At 54.6% G+C, this 14,832-nt stretch carries 15 protein-coding genes and 1 tRNA gene; 10 read left to right on the top strand and 6 right to left on the bottom strand.

Annotated elements, in window-relative coordinates; all coding sequences use genetic code 11:
* Positions 1–8 precede the first annotated feature (8 nt).
* From ACJ8M3_RS16395 to ACJ8M3_RS16365, 7 genes are all read left to right on the top strand, one after another.
* Positions 9–758, top strand: a complete 750-nt coding sequence (locus ACJ8M3_RS16395) for a fimbria/pilus periplasmic chaperone (RefSeq protein WP_046688090.1) — start codon at positions 9–11, stop codon at positions 756–758.
* A 49-nt stretch (positions 759–807) separates the two neighbouring features.
* Positions 808–1,422: a fimbrial protein gene (locus ACJ8M3_RS16390; protein ID WP_033641599.1), complete on the top strand. Its 615-nt coding sequence runs from the start codon at positions 808–810 to the stop codon at positions 1,420–1,422.
* Between the two features lie 127 nt (positions 1,423–1,549).
* Positions 1,550–2,002, top strand: a complete 453-nt coding sequence (locus tag ACJ8M3_RS16385; protein ID WP_233500873.1) for a fimbrial protein — start codon at positions 1,550–1,552, stop codon at positions 2,000–2,002.
* Between the two features lie 11 nt (positions 2,003–2,013).
* On the top strand, positions 2,014–2,541 hold the full coding sequence (locus ACJ8M3_RS16380) for a fimbrial protein (protein ID WP_033641600.1): 528 nt from the start codon (positions 2,014–2,016) through the stop codon (positions 2,539–2,541).
* A 285-nt stretch (positions 2,542–2,826) separates the two neighbouring features.
* Positions 2,827–3,729, top strand: a complete 903-nt coding sequence (locus ACJ8M3_RS16375; RefSeq protein WP_442514708.1) for an MrpH family fimbial adhesin — start codon at positions 2,827–2,829, stop codon at positions 3,727–3,729.
* Positions 3,730–3,867: 138 nt separating this feature from the next.
* Positions 3,868–4,413 carry a helix-turn-helix transcriptional regulator gene (locus tag ACJ8M3_RS16370; RefSeq protein ID WP_071845104.1) on the top strand — a complete coding sequence of 182 codons (546 nt, stop codon included), beginning with the start codon at positions 3,868–3,870 and terminating at the stop codon, positions 4,411–4,413.
* Positions 4,414–4,550: 137 nt separating this feature from the next.
* Positions 4,551–4,781: a hypothetical protein gene (locus ACJ8M3_RS16365; RefSeq protein WP_442514707.1), complete on the top strand. Its 231-nt coding sequence runs from the start codon at positions 4,551–4,553 to the stop codon at positions 4,779–4,781.
* Between the two features lie 858 nt (positions 4,782–5,639).
* Here the strand turns inward: ACJ8M3_RS16365 and ACJ8M3_RS16360 are convergent.
* The 6 genes from ACJ8M3_RS16360 to aspA all read right to left on the bottom strand — a co-directional run bounded on the left by ACJ8M3_RS16360 (position 5,640) and on the right by aspA (position 11,605).
* Positions 5,640–5,715: transfer RNA gene (locus ACJ8M3_RS16360), tRNA-Phe, on the bottom strand.
* A gap of 160 nt (positions 5,716–5,875) precedes the next feature.
* Positions 5,876–6,451: a division control transcriptional repressor DicD gene (gene dicD, locus ACJ8M3_RS16355; protein WP_015376374.1), complete on the bottom strand. Its 576-nt coding sequence runs from the start codon at positions 6,449–6,451 to the stop codon at positions 5,876–5,878.
* Between the two features lie 42 nt (positions 6,452–6,493).
* The gene (locus ACJ8M3_RS16350) at positions 6,494–8,209 is read right to left on the bottom strand and encodes a protein-disulfide reductase DsbD (protein ID WP_442514706.1); all 1,716 of its coding nucleotides are present in this window, start codon (positions 8,207–8,209) and stop codon (positions 6,494–6,496) included.
* Positions 8,185–8,508, bottom strand: a complete 324-nt coding sequence (gene cutA / locus ACJ8M3_RS16345) for a divalent cation tolerance protein CutA (protein WP_333550451.1) — start codon at positions 8,506–8,508, stop codon at positions 8,185–8,187. Before cutA ends, ACJ8M3_RS16350 begins: the two co-directional genes overlap by 25 nt.
* A 109-nt stretch (positions 8,509–8,617) precedes the next feature.
* On the bottom strand, positions 8,618–9,919 hold the full coding sequence (locus ACJ8M3_RS16340) for an anaerobic C4-dicarboxylate transporter (RefSeq protein WP_033641606.1): 1,302 nt from the start codon (positions 9,917–9,919) through the stop codon (positions 8,618–8,620).
* Between the two features lie 249 nt (positions 9,920–10,168).
* The gene (aspA, locus tag ACJ8M3_RS16335) at positions 10,169–11,605 is read right to left on the bottom strand and encodes an aspartate ammonia-lyase (protein ID WP_089197604.1); all 1,437 of its coding nucleotides are present in this window, start codon (positions 11,603–11,605) and stop codon (positions 10,169–10,171) included.
* A 369-nt stretch (positions 11,606–11,974) separates the two neighbouring features.
* On the opposite strand from aspA, the gene ACJ8M3_RS16330 reads away from it, so the two are divergent.
* The 3 genes from ACJ8M3_RS16330 to groL all read left to right on the top strand — a co-directional run bounded on the left by ACJ8M3_RS16330 (position 11,975) and on the right by groL (position 14,638).
* Complete coding sequence (locus ACJ8M3_RS16330; RefSeq protein ID WP_004929660.1) at positions 11,975–12,463, top strand: FxsA family protein; 489 nt, start codon at positions 11,975–11,977, stop codon at positions 12,461–12,463.
* 190 nt (positions 12,464–12,653) lie between these two features.
* On the top strand, positions 12,654–12,947 hold the full coding sequence (locus ACJ8M3_RS16325; protein WP_004929661.1) for a co-chaperone GroES: 294 nt from the start codon (positions 12,654–12,656) through the stop codon (positions 12,945–12,947).
* 44 nt (positions 12,948–12,991) lie between these two features.
* Positions 12,992–14,638, top strand: coding sequence for a chaperonin GroEL (gene groL, locus ACJ8M3_RS16320; RefSeq protein WP_004929662.1), 1,647 nt, complete (start codon positions 12,992–12,994; stop codon positions 14,636–14,638).
* The last annotated feature ends 194 nt before the right edge of the window (positions 14,639–14,832 follow it).

Below are 14,832 nucleotides of genomic sequence, written 5' to 3'. Positions count from 1 at the left end.
ACAATTTTATGCAAAAGAACATGGTAAAAATATTCTCAGTCGCCGGTATGTTGTCGGCAATGGTATTGAGCAGCCAGGCCCAAGCCGCTATTGCGCTGGATCGTACTCGTGTAATTTTTAACGGCGCCGAGAAATCGGTAAGTCTGAATATCAGCAATAAAAATACTCAACTGCCGTATCTGGCGCAGGGATGGCTGGAAGATGCCGAAGGCAAGAAGATTAACAGCCCGCTAGTGGTATTGCCGCCGGTACAGCGGCTGGAACCTGGAACACAGAGCCAAATAAAAGTGCAGTCGACGCCGGCAGTGAATTTGTTGGCGCAGGATAGGGAGACGCTGTTCTATTTCAACCTGCGAGAAATACCGCCTAAAAGCGAGAAAGCCAACACATTACAAATAGCGTTGCAGACGCGCATCAAGCTGTTCTATCGCCCGGCGGCGATTACGCCAGGCAAAGGCAGTGCTTTTACGCCGTGGCAGGAGCAGTTAACGCTGACTCGTCAGGGGATGGGCTTCCAGGTGAATAATCCAACGCCTTATTACATCACGCTGGTTGATGCCAGCAACAGCAAGAAGGGAAAAACGGCACAGGGTTTTGAACCGTTAATGGTGCCGCCTAAGGGAAGCATTGCGCTGGGTGCCTCTGGGTTAGGCAATGCACCGGTGCTGACCTACATCAATGATTACGGTGGCCGCCCAGAGCTGACATTCAAATGCGGCGCCAGTGATTGCCAGGTCGTGCCTGACGCAAAAGGATAACAGAAACCGGCGGTACGTTTTACCGGTTGAAGCGAGCGGGGAAGAAGTCATGCAAAAAATGGACAACGGTTACAGCAATCTGAAGGGCAGATCTTTGGCGTGTCAAGCAGGCATGGTCTCCATGCTGTTGTTGGTCTTGCTGGCGGCCAATTCTGCGAAAGCAGAAGACGGAAATCACGGTGTGTTGTTTGTTCATGGTGCATTGACCGAGGGGGCTTGCCGGCTGGATATGGTGTCGGCGCGCCAGGACGTTTGGTTGGGGGAAACGGCGACCGGCAACCTGGCCAAAGTGGGGGAGCGTACAGAACCGGTCGCCTTCCAGCTTCGCCTACGAGATTGCTTGCGTACTGGGGCAGCCATGCAGGACGAACGCAGGGGCAATAAAGTTTGGGATGCTTATCAGCCAGCAGTGAGCGTGAGTTTCAACGCCCCTGCGGATGCGGACAATCCGCGCTTGGTGAAGGTACGAGGCGCTGGCGGGATAGCGTTGCGATTATTGGACAGTGACAAAAAAGATGTACGTCTGGGGCACCGTAGCCGGCCTCAGTTGTTGGCGATAGGAAGCGACGCGTTGAATTTTTACGTGATGGCGGAACGCACGCGTGCGCCTATGGTGGCAGGAGCCTATCAGGCCGCAATTGATTTTCGGATGAACTATGACTGAGGCGAAAGCAATGGGCAAGTTATGGCGCTGTATGTGGCGAAAGGTGGGGACAAGCCTACTGCTCTCTCTCTCCTTAGCGGCCACTATGACGGTAACCTCGGCCTTAACCTTATCGGGAGTGTTGTTGGTGAGCCAGGTTGGTTGGGCAGCGACGGCGACGGTTACAGTCAAAGGTGCCGTGGTTGCCAAGCCCAAGTGTGAAATTAACGGCGGCCAGGATATTTTTGTGTCCTTCAATGAACTGATCACCACAAAAATTGATGGCGAAAAATACGGTAAAAGGCTTATCCCCTACGAGGTTAGCTGTAGCGGCAATATGTCCGGCAACGCCGGGTTGTTGAAAGTGAGCCTGCAAGGATTATCGCCGGACTTTGGGGATGGTTTGCTGCACACCAACAATAACGATTTGGCGATTAAGCTACTGCAAGAGAATGGTCAACAGCTGAGGTTGAATGCCTGGATGAATTTTACTTATCCGCTTACGCCAAAGTTATACGCAGTACCGGTGAAGCGCAGCGGCGCCACGCTGAGAGGAGGGGACTTTTCCAGTTCCGCCACATTGCTCGTAGAGGTTCAATAAAGGAGATGCAAATGAAGATAATGAATATGGAAAAAATGAATATGGTGCGTGGCTCAGGCTTGGCCGCCATGATCTGCGTGGGGTTACTAACCATGGGGGCTGCGCAAGCGGTAAATGTAAAGTTTACCGGAAAGTTGGTTGAGCAACCCACGTGTACGCTGAATGAGGGTAAAGATATTAGCGTGGATTTTGCCAACGTAGCCATCAATAAAATAGACGGCGTCGCGTACAAAAAAATGGAAATTCCGTATAGCGTATCTTGTAACGGCGGTTCTGCGGGATACGGCGATCTGAAAGTCAAACTGGGGTTTGCACCGGTGTCCTGGGGGGACAGCAAACCGCTGCAGTCAAGCGTGGGTAACCTTGGCTTGCGTATTACACAAGGTACAGGCGACACCACTTACGTCAGCGATACCAAATTAATTATTGACGCTGCCAACCCTACTAAGCTTTACGCGGTGCCTATTGCGCGGCCAGGAACCATGCTGGTGGGGGCAGATTTTACTGGAACCGCGACGTTAACGGCGGAGTATGAATAATAAGGGTTTCTGCAACTGGGTGGGCAAAGCCCGGTTGCAGGAAACAAAGGCAGCAGCGTTAAACTAACAAGAAGCCAATACGTTACTTCATTGTAAAATCGGTATGCCGTTGATGGGTAATGTTTTTTATTTCTGTGCTTAACCGAAGATAGCAAGCGCTTTTTTCGTGTGAACTAATGTCATTTTTTTATTATTTTTAATACGTCCATGAGTGCAAAGAGAATTTATGGTTAATTATAAAGCGGTTTTTTTAAAAATAAATTCCCATGGGCGAGACGTGCTATTTTGTCTTCCCTTTTGGTTTTTATTTATATCTGCAAAGCAAATGCAGGTATGGTGTGGGAAACCACCAATGCGCCTATTGTGAATGGGCTTATTAACTCCGGGAATTATGCTGGTGCAGGCGCCTCAGGCCGGCTTGTGAGCATTGATGTTAATGATCAGACGCAGAACCCTTGTTTTCAGCGCTCTTGTATAGTCACTATTGGGGTCTTTACCAATTTCAATCAATTCCTAGCCCCTTATGTAGGGACATCCTTATCTCCTACATGGCAAGCAACTCTTTATCCTGAGATGAACACCGCCTGGACAATGGGGGAGCTATATAAAATTATAACTAAAAAAGTTAAAAACCCCATAGATGTTGGGTTTAATGCACGTGGGTACCCTAATTTTAGTTATTATTGCGATCCTGATTATAGCCCCTCATTTTGTATTATTAAAAAAAAATGGGAGGCCTACTCAAAACTGTGCTATGCGCTTGTTTATCAGTTTTCGTCATCTGTATATTATAATGCTTTCCCTGGGCAAAGCTGCATTGGTCCCACGCCGCCAAATAATGAATGCAACATCGATGCAGGGGCGGTAACACTGGATCACGGTCAGTTAAGTACTGACGAAGTTAATGGCCATAAGAAAAAAGAGAGCGTGAGGCTTTCTTGTACTTATCCGGCTAACGCGGATATTTCTGTGGTGAGCAATAATGCCAGTGAGAAAATAGAGCTAAAAGCTGACGGGAGTCTTTTCTCGACCGTCACTATCGATGGTGTTCCCGGCATCACTGGCAAGAAAATCAACATTCCTACTGGTGGGGTCGCTATTGATCTGGAATCGACCTTGCACACCACCGGAAATGTTGAGGAAGGGCCATTCAGTGGTAATGCCATACTTATCATTAATTCATATTAATTATATGGTTTTTGCGTAATTGGCTAAAGTAAGACGGCCGATTATCCTTTAATTAATTGATTAGGCATTAATAACGACAAGCGAAAGTGCCCTGCAATTTTTGTAGGGCATATCGGCATATGATTTTTTGAGGCAAAGATGAAGGTTATCAATATTATCATCGATGATGACAATCGTTATTTTTCTGCTGGTCTGAAAAGCAGTTTAAATCAGTATGCTCAAGCCAATAATAAGGTGCTTTGTTTTTTAAATCAGGATGCAGTAACCCGACCTGATGTGATATTCGTTTCATCAAGACGAATTGCTCATCGTTGGCGAAGCGCGGCGCATGAAAATGGGTGCACGCCTGTCGTCATGATAAAGGAAAGGCCGATTATTTCTGATGAAGTTTCCCGCGTGCTGTATCGAACGGATAGCATTGATAAATTGTTCGTACTGTTGGCAAAAATACTGAGTGATAGCCGAGCCACAACGCGATTTGTATATCAGCCTCTAACCCGTCGCGAGCGTCAGGTAGTGAACTATCTTAGAAGAGGGTTTGACCAATCGCAAACCGCCAGGGTAATGGGGGTGAGCGTTAAAACGGTGCACAGCCATAAACGTTCGGTAATGGGTAAGCTGATGCTAAACCGCAGCCATGATTTTATTTATTGGCTGCTATCCCCAGAGGCAGAGTATTCCTAACCGTGATGGGGAATAATTTTAGTTGTTCTCATCTGCTATCTTTATAATGCTAAAAGATAATGGATTATGATTAATATTCCCCAAGGGAATATTAAATCTTGTTTTATTCAATTGCTAAATAACACAAAGGGAAAAGTATGAAAAAGACAGCAACTTTGCTTCTCGGCGCCTGCATCATGATGGCGTCTTACGCGCACGCCGGTTTTAACGGTAATCAGAATGTGCAGGGCAATAATGGCAACGCCAGCGGTGCCGGCAATAGCGACTTTGGCCAATGCATCAATGGCCAGGGGAAAATGGCGGGCAATGTGGTGGCAATACCAACTCAAGCGCCAAGCCAAAAGAGAAAGATAAAGGTGATATCGTGAATGCGATCTGCGAATCGCCGTTTATGAAAAAATACTCACCGATATGCCAGTAATATTGATTTTAAATGACAAGCAGGGGTATCCCCTGCTTTTTTTGTGCTCATTGACTAAATGGCCTGTTGTTTCGACTAAGACCATAAGCTCGGTGAATTTTTTCGTTGGCAGTGATGGTGGCTTGCGTCATTTTCGCTGGGCATTATCTACACCAAGGGAAAGGTGAAGTGAATTTGTTTTATTTCGCGATATTTTTATTCTGCTTAAGCATGTATTCATTCTACAAACATGCGCAGCATATGAAGAAAAGGCAGTTGTCTATTCAAGGCTACGGCCATGCTTCCAGGTGGTTGGCATTACGACGTCATCATTGACGTCGCTTCGGAAATGTATGGCGTAGCATTTTTACCAGAGAGTGAGTTCCGCCTCAACGAAATTGGGCACGACTCGCCTGGTGCCGCCACTTTCACGCTTAATGCCGAGAATACGGTAACCCGGTTATCCTTGAAGCCAACGTTTGTGTGGGGGGAGGGAGCCAAGTAGGCAAGGGAACATTCGCCCTATGTCGCTGGCGCCGGGTTGAACAGCGCTTCAGCGCTGGCCCGCAGGGTGAGGCCTTTAGGCCGAATAATCGAACGCAGTTCGATGGAGAGTCCGTATCTCAGAAAGCAAAAAACCCGCCATAGGCGGGTTCTTCTGAAGATGGTGCCCGGACTCGGACAACCGGCGCTGGCGCCGCGTTGAACAGCGCTTTAGCGCTGGCCCGTAGGGTGAGGCCTTTAGGCCGAATAATCGAACGCAGTTCGATGGAGAGTCCGTACCCCAAAAAGTGAAAAACCCGCCATAGGCGGGTTCTTCTGAATATGGTGCCCGGACTCGGAATCGAACCAAGGACACGGGGATTTTCAATCCCCTGCTCTACCGACTGAGCTATCCGGGCAACGCGCAGCATTAAACCGTATTGGCCGAAAGCCGTCAACGGCTTTATGCGTGAAATACGCGAAAATGGCTCCGGTTGCTGGCTTTTCAGGCAAAGGGCGCAAAAAATGCGCCTGTTGGGGCTATCGCCTCGGGTTGGCTGTGCCGTCAACCCTGCCGATTCAGCTCAACGCCCCGTTGCGGCGGCACTGCGCCACCTGCAAGATGTCTTCCGCCAGCCGTTTGGCGACCGATACGTCCTGGAGCTGGCGTTTTACCAGCAGTTTGCTCAGGCAGCCTTCCTGAATCAGCTCCATTTGCTGCGCCACCATGTCGGCGTCGTCGGCGTCCATGTCGCGCAGCAGCTCGCGGGTCAGCTCCAGCGAGGTCAGCTTCTGTTGCTCCGCCAGTTGGTGGATCGGGTGATCCGTTTCCGGGAAGAAGCTGCAGGCGGCGATAAACAGGCAGCCGGGGTAGCGGTCTTGCTGCACGTATTCCGCCAGCACGTCATAGCGCGCCAGCAGTTTTTGCTGCGGGCTCAGGTTTTCGTCCAGCAGCAGCTGGCGGCGCCAGGTGTCGATCTGTTGGCCGTGGTAGCGCAGGCAGTCGTACAGCAGCGCTTCGCGATCCGGCCAGAACCGTTTGAGATCGCCGGGCTGAACGTCGAGTTTTTCCGCCAGCATCTCTAATGTGGCGGTCGCCAGGCCCTGTTGTTCCAACAGGCCCAGCGCGGTATCAAGGACGTGTTCACGTTGCACTTGTGCTTCCTCCCATTCGCTTCCGATCTTCAGTGTCAGTTATCACATCACTTTCTGCAAATGCGCGTTGAAGGCTTCCGCCTTCATAAAACCGGTGACCCGCTCGGCCGTCAGCTCGCGGCCTGCCGGATCGAAGAACAGGATCGTCGGCAGCCCCAACACCTGCAGGTGCTTCAGCAGCGCCGCCTGTTCCGCACCGTTGGCGGTCACATCCGCCTGCAGCAGCACCGCGTTGGCCAGGCTTGCCTGCACCGCGGCGTCGCTGAAGGTGTATTTTTCGAACTCTTTACAGGCCACGCACCAGTCGGCGTACAGATCCAGCATCACCGGCTTGCCCCGCGCCTGTTGCAGCGCGAGATCGAGCTGTTCGACGTTGTTGATGCGGGTAAAGGCCAGGTGCGGCTGAGCCGCCTGCTGCGCCTGGTCGGTGCCGAAAGCCCAGTCCTGCAGCGGCCGTGCGGCGATCACCGCCGCCGCCAGCAACAGAAGTTGCAGGGCGCGTGCCCAGCCGCGCGCGCTTCTCAGGCTCAGGGCGAAGGCCCAGCCGAAGAACGCCAGGCCGAGCAGGCTCCACAGGCGCATGCCCCACAGATCGCCGATCACCCGCTCCAGCAGGAACACCGGCAGCGCCAGAATGACGAAGCCGAAGGCCTCTTTCACGTACTGCATCCACGGGCCGCTGCGCGGCAGCAGGCGGTTGCCGAACAGGGTGACGATCACCAGCGGAATGCCCATCCCCAGCGCGTACAGGTACAGCGTGCCGCCGCCGGCCCACAGATTGCCGCTCTGGGCGATATACAGCAGGATGGCGCTGAGCGGCGCGGTGGTGCAGGGGGAACAGATCAGCCCGGCCAGCGCGCCCATCAGGAACACGCCGGTCAGTGAGCCGCCGCGCTGGGTGTTGCTCCAGTTTGCCAGCCGGGTTTGCAGCCCCGAGGGCAACTGCAGGGAATAGAGGCCGAACATCGACAGCGCCAGCGCGATGAACAGCGCCGACAGGCCAATCAGCACGTAAGGATGCTGCAGCGCCGCCTGGAACTGCAATCCGGCGGCGGCCACCACCAAGCCCAGCAGGGTGTAGGTGAGCGCCATGCCCTGCACGTAAACCAGCGCCAGCGCCAGAATGCGGCCGCTGCTTTGCGGCCGGTCTCGGCCGAGGATGATGCCGGAGATCAGCGGATACATCGGCAGTACGCACGGGGTGAAGGCGATGCCGATGCCGATCAGCAATGCCCACAGCGGCGAGAACGGCAGGCTGGCCGGTGCGGCGGGGGCTTCAGCCGGTGCAGAGGCCGAGAGCGGCGTGGCTGCGGTGGCGCTGACCGCGTCCAGCGGGATGGTTCGGGTTTCCGGCGGGTAGCAGAAGCCGGCCTCGGCGCAGCCCTGATAGGTGACGCTGAGGCTGGCGTTGGCCGCCGCCTGTTGCAGCGGCACCTGCAGATTCAGCTGCTGTTTGAAAATCGCCACTTCGCCGAAGAACTCGTCCTTGTGGCTCAGCCCTTCGGGCAGGGTAAAGGCGCCGAGCGTCGCCTGCTGCGGCACCAGTTTGATCTGCTGGCGATACAGGTAATAGCCGGGGCGGATCTGCCAGTTCAGCGTCACCTGGCCGCCTTGCTGTTTGAAATCGAAGGCGAAGGCCTGATCGACGGGCACGAACTGGCTGCCGCCCTTCGGCGCGAACAGCGAAGCCTGCGCCGCCTGCGGCAGGAAGCACAGGCTGCACAGCAGCAAAATCAGTTTAATGAAGCGTTGATCCATAACAGGTAGTCTTTATCTCCGGCCATCACCGGCAAGACCAGCAGCTCAGGCGTTTGGTATGGGTGATGTTGTTTCAGGGTGTCGAGCAGGGCTTGCTGACGGCGGCGATCGCTTTTGAACAGCATCTGCACTTCGTATTCCTGTTCCAGCTTCCCTTGCCAGTAATACAGCGAGGTGGCGCCGGGCAGCAGCGTGGCGCAGGCCGCCAGCTTATCGCCCAAGACCCGCGCCGCCAGTTCCTGGGCGCTGGCTTCATCGGGTGCGGTACAGAGTATGACGACAGCTTCGCAATCAGACATCTTCAGCCCTCTCATCGGTTCGAATGGGCACTATACCCTGAAGGCGGATTGGCTAGAAGGCGAGTTTATCGCCAGAAAGAAAACCGGGGCCGCAGCCCCGGTCGACGCCTTACAGCATGACGCTGCCGAGCAGGAAGCCGAATACCACCGCGAAAATCACGCCCATGGTGCCGGGAATGAAGAACGGGTGGTTGAACACGAAGCGGCCGATGCGCGTGGTGCCGGTATCATCCATCTGCACCGCGGCGACCAATGTCGGGTAGGTCGGCAGGATGAACAGGCCGGAAACGGCGGCGAAGGAGGCGACGGCGGTCAGCGGCGACACGTTCAGCGCCAGCGCCATCGGCATCAGCGCCTTGGCGGTGGCGGCCTGCGAGTACAGCAGCGCCGAGCAGAAGAAGAAGATCACCGCCAGCAGCCACGGGTGCGCCTGAATGACGCTGCCGGCCGTCTCTTTGATCCAATCGATGTTGGCCTGGACGAAAGTATCGCCCAGCCAGGCGACGCCGAGGATACAGATACAGGCGCTCATGCCGGCCTTGAAGGTGCTGGAGTTCAGCACCATGTCGGTGTCGACGCGGCACAGCAGGGTGGTCAGCGTGGCGACGCTCAGCATGATGATCAGAATGGCGTTGGTGGTGTTCATCAGCGGCTTGGCCACCAGACCCAGGCCCGGGCTGTTGATGATGGCGTAGGCGACCACGCACAGCACGCCGAGCAGGAACAGCAGCACCGAGGTTTTGGCGCGTGGTTTGATCGCCAGCGCGTTGTTGCCGCGCAGGGTGATCAGGCCTTCTTCCAGGCGTTTCAGGTACACCGGATCGTTAGACAGTTTGGAGTCGAACAGCCAGGTCACCAGCAGCGACATCAACAGCACCGCGCAGAAGGTGGACGGGATCACCACCATCAGCAGGTGCAGGTAGCTGACGCCGTGGCCCTCCATCACCGAAGACATGTACACCACCGCGGCGGAGATCGGCGAGGCGGTGATGGCGATCTGGGCGGAGACCACGGCGGTCGACAGCGGGCGGCAAGGCTTGATGCCCTGTTCTTTCGCCACCTCGGCGATCACCGGCAGCGCCGAGAGTGAGATATTGCCGGTGCCGGCGAAGATGGTCAGGAAGTAGGTGACGATAGGGGCGAGAATGGTGATGTGCTTGGGGTTCTTGCGCAGCAGTTTTTCGGTCTGCTGCACCAGGTAGTCCATCCCCCCGGCGACCTGCATGGCGGAGATCGCCGCAATCACCGCCATGATGATGGAGATGACGTCGAAGGGAATGTTGCCCGGTTTGACGCCGATCAGCGCCAGCGCCAATACGCCCAGTCCCCCCGCGAACCCGATACCGATACCGCCCAACCTGGCCCCTAAAAAGATGGCCAGCAGAACGATAACCAATTCTACGGCTAGCATAGTGTTTACTCCTTAAAATGAGATTTCCCGTCATCCTTGAAACTGCATCGGTGTTGGCTGCGAGCGCTCACCCCAGTCACTTACTTGAGTAAGCTCCTGGGGACTTGCGCTCTTGCCGCCTTGATGCAGTCCCAATGATTTAGGGTGTAAATTGAAAATAAAACGTTAAAATTTTGTGGGCGCCTAAAAGTAAAAAGGCACGCTATCCAGAGGATTTAGCGTGCCTTTCAGGGCTACCGGGTAGGTCTGTTATTGTTCATTTTCATCCGTATAGCGTTTGGCTTTATAGGCCGGGTGCATCAGGTTCTCCACGGAGAAGATGTCATCCAGCTCGGCTTCGGTCAGCAGGCCGCGTTCCAGCACCACTTCGCGCACGCTCTTGCCGGTTTCGGCGCAGATCTTCCCGACGATGTCACCGTTATGGTGGCCGATGAACGGGTTCAGATAGGTGACGATACCGATCGAGTTGAAGACGTAGTGTTCGCAGACTTCTTTATTCGCGGTGATGCCGTTAATGCATTTTTCCAGCAGGTTGTAGCAGGCGTTGGTCAGGATGTGGATCGACTCGAACATCGCCTGGCCGATCACCGGCTCCATCACGTTCAGCTGCAGCTGGCCCGCTTCGGCCGCCATGGTAACGCAAGTGTCGTTGCCAATCACCTTGAAACACACCTGATTGACCACTTCCGGCACCACCGGATTCACTTTGGCCGGCATGATGGACGATCCCGCCTGCAGCTCCGGCAGGTTGATTTCGTTCAGGCCGGCGCGCGGGCCGGAGGAGAGCAGGCGCAGGTCGTTACAGATTTTGGACAGTTTTACCGCCAGGCGTTTGAGCGCGCTGTGCACCATCACGTAGGCGCCGCAGTCGGAGGTGGCTTCGATCAGGTCTTCCGCCGGCACCACCGGCAGGCCGCTGACTTCCGCCAGTTTTTGCACCGCCAGCGGCTGGTAGCCTTCCGGGGTGTTGAGCGCGGTGCCGATGGCGGTGGCGCCGAGGTTCACTTCCAGCAGCAGCTCCGCGGTGCGGTGCAGGTTGCGGGTCTCTTCGTTCAGCAGCACGCTGAAGGCGTGGAATTCCTGGCCGAGGGTCATCGGCACCGCGTCCTGCAGCTGGGTGCGGCCCATTTTCAGGATGGTTTCGAACTCTTTCGCCTTGCGATCGAAGCCTTCGCGCAGCTGGTTGATGGCGTCGATCAGTTTCTGGTTGGAGGCGTACACCGCGATGCGGAACCCGGTTGGGTAGGCGTCGTTGGTGGACTGGCATTTATTGAGGTGATCGTTCGGGTTCAGGTACTGGTATTCGCCTTTTTGATGGCCCATCAGCTCCAGGCCGATGTTCGCCAGCACTTCGTTGGTGTTCATGTTCAGCGAGGTGCCCGCGCCGCCCTGGAATACGTCCACCGGGAACTGATCCATGCACTTGCCTTTATCCAGCACCTCGTCGCAGGCCTGGATGATCAAGTCGGCGATTTTGCGCGGGATGGTTTTGAGTTCTTTGTTGGCCATCGCCGCGGCCTTTTTCACCATCACCATGCCGCGAACGAACTCGGGGACATCGCTGATTTTGCTGTTGCTGATGTAGAAGTTTTCAATCGCACGCAGAGTGTGAACTCCGTAGTAAGCGTCTGCGGGGACTTCACGTGTTCCTAACAGGTCTTCTTCGATACGAATGTTGTTTGACATGAGAACCTTCTCTATGTGTTGCTGCCGAATTAATAATTTGTCAGGTCAAGGCTAGTAAGGGCACAGCCTAAATTAATATTGCCGAAGGCTTGGGGCGTGAAACGATTAACCAAATCGCCCGTAGCTGCCCAGATCATATGCTGGTTGGTAAGAAATGACTGAATCCAGATCACCTTATGGTGTTTAAGGATATGCCCTTTTTCGGTTCTGTGACTTCTTTCACGTTTGTGAACTTTAGCAATAAAAACCGGCTCTCGGTTGAAATGGTGGGGGGATGCCCTCATTGTAATAGTGTCGGCCGTTTACGGCCTCTTTTTTCGCGCCGTCGCCCCGTGGCGGCCGTGCCTTACCTACCGATAGGAGAACCAGGTGCGCTGGTTACCGCTACTGCTGATATTTCTGCTGGCTTACATAGAAATATCCATCTTTATCAAAGTCGCCGCCGTGCTCGGCGTGGCTGTCACCCTGCTGCTGGTGGTGTTCAGCTCCTGCGTCGGCATTTCGCTGGTGCGCAATCAGGGCATGAAAACCTTCGTGCAGATGCAGCAAAAACTGGCGGCCGGCGAAAGCCCGGCGGCGGAAATGGTGAAAAGCGTTTCGCTGGTGCTGGCGGGCTTCCTGCTGCTGATACCGGGTTTCTTCACCGATTTCCTCGGCCTGTTGCTGCTGCTGCCGCCGGTGCAAAAATCGCTGACGCTGAAACTGATGCCGCACCTGTCGGTGTATCGCCCCGGCGGTTGGACGGGCGGCGACGCCGCCAACGGCAATACCTTCGACGGCGAATTCCAGCGCAAGGACGACGAACGCCCGGTGCTGGAACACCGCCCGGACGAGGATCGCAAACCTCACGATCGTTAAGCAAACGCGGCTCTGGCCGCGTTTTTCATCTCTGCGGCACTCGTCGGACCAAAAATGCGAAATTTTTTTTTGTTCGCCCCCTTGAAGGGGGCTGGAACGCCCCCATCTCAAATGCCACGAGGCCGGTAATAACAACCATCCGGTGTACAACCCTAAATCTGATAGAGACCTTCTTACAGGAGAGCGTTCAATGAGTATTCGTCCATTGCATGACCGCGTTATCGTCAAGCGCAAAGAAGTTGAATCAAAATCTGCTGGCGGCATCGTCCTGACTGGCTCTGCTGCGGGTAAATCCACTCGCGGTGAAGTGGTTGCAGTGGGTAAAGGGCGTGTGCTGGAAAACGGCAACATCCAACCGCTGGATGTGAAAGTTGGCGATATCGTGATTTTCAACGACGGCTACGGCGTGAAAGCAGAGAAGATCGACAATGAAGAAGTGTTGATCATGTCCGAAAGCGACATTCTGGCAATTGTTGAAGCGTAATTGCGCTTTATCTTCTGAACTGAACGAGTTGAAGGGAAATACCAATGGCAGCTAAAGACGTAAAATTCGGCAATGACGCTCGCGTGAAAATGCTCCGCGGCGTGAATGTTCTCGCTGATGCAGTAAAAGTGACCCTGGGCCCGAAAGGCCGCAACGTAGTGCTGGATAAATCTTTCGGCGCACCGACCATCACCAAAGACGGCGTTTCCGTTGCGCGTGAAATCGAACTGGAAGACAAGTTCGAGAACATGGGCGCACAGATGGTGAAAGAAGTGGCCTCCAAAGCGAACGACGCGGCGGGCGACGGCACCACCACTGCAACCGTACTGGCTCAATCCATCATCACCGAAGGCCTGAAAGCGGTTGCTGCAGGCATGAACCCGATGGATCTGAAGCGCGGCATCGACAAAGCGGTTGTCGCTGCGGTTGAAGAACTGAAAAAACTGTCCGTACCTTGCTCCGATTCCAAAGCTATCGCTCAGGTCGGCACCATCTCCGCCAACTCCGACGAAACCGTGGGTAAACTGATCGCGGAAGCGATGGAGAAAGTGGGCAAAGAAGGCGTTATCACCGTTGAAGAAGGCACCGGCCTGCAAGACGAGCTGGACGTGGTTGAAGGTATGCAGTTCGACCGCGGTTACCTGTCCCCATACTTCATCAACAAGCCGGAAACCGGTTCTGTTGAGCTGGAAAGCCCGTTCATCCTGCTGGCTGACAAGAAGATCTCCAACATCCGCGAAATGCTGCCGGTGCTGGAAGCCGTTGCCAAAGCAGGCAAACCGCTGCTGATCATCGCTGAAGACGTTGAAGGTGAAGCGCTGGCGACCCTGGTGGTCAACACCATGCGCGGCATCGTGAAAGTGGCTGCCGTTAAGGCGCCTGGCTTCGGCGACCGTCGTAAAGCCATGCTGCAGGACATCGCTACCCTGACTGCCGGTACCGTTATCTCTGAAGAGATCGGTCTGGAGCTGGAAAAAGCCACCCTGGAAGACCTGGGTCAGGCGAAACGCGTTGTCATCAACAAAGACACCACCATCATCATCGATGGCGTGGGCGACGAAGCGACCATCCAGGGCCGCGTTGCTCAAATTCGTCAGCAGATCGAAGAAGCGACCTCTGACTACGATCGTGAAAAACTGCAGGAGCGCGTAGCGAAACTGGCCGGCGGCGTTGCCGTTATCAAGGTTGGCGCAGCCACTGAAGTTGAAATGAAAGAGAAGAAAGCCCGCGTTGAAGACGCCCTGCACGCGACCCGCGCCGCAGTGGAAGAAGGCGTGGTTGCCGGCGGCGGCGTAGCGCTGATCCGCGTTGCAGGCAAAATCGCCGCGCTGAAAGGCGACAACGAAGACCAGAACGTGGGTATCAAAGTTGCGCTGCGCGCAATGGAAGCCCCTCTGCGTCAGATCGTGGTCAACGCCGGTGAAGAAGCTTCCGTTATCGCCAACCAGGTGAAAGCGGGCGAAGGCAGCTACGGCTACAACGCTTACTCTGAAGAATACGGCGACATGATCGCGATGGGTATCCTGGATCCAACCAAAGTGACCCGTTCTGCTCTGCAGTACGCGGCTTCCGTGGCTGGCCTGATGATCACCACCGAATGCATGGTCACCGACCTGCCGAAGGCTGACGCACCAGATCTGGGCGCAGCAGGCGGCATGGGTGGCATGGGCGGTATGGGCGGCATGATGTAATCATCCCCCACACGCTTGTGTGCTGAAAGCCCCGGTCAAATGACCGGGGTTTTTTTTAGCTTAAAAATCAATAAAAAGAATGTTTATTTAGCTTGTTATTAGTTCACTGAATGAATTATTGCATTATTTTGCTTTTACCCTAAACCGTTGTCGTTTCGTACCGATATAGCCCTTACCGAGCGGGGAATTTCCCC

Origin of the sequence: Serratia sp. CY55921 (assembly GCF_052167655.1) — a bacterium.
In the GTDB taxonomy this organism is placed as follows: Bacteria; Pseudomonadota; Gammaproteobacteria; order Enterobacterales; family Enterobacteriaceae; genus Serratia; species Serratia ureilytica.
The sequence above is the reverse complement of the archived record's forward strand: the minus strand, read 5'-3'. Positions and strand labels throughout refer to the sequence as shown.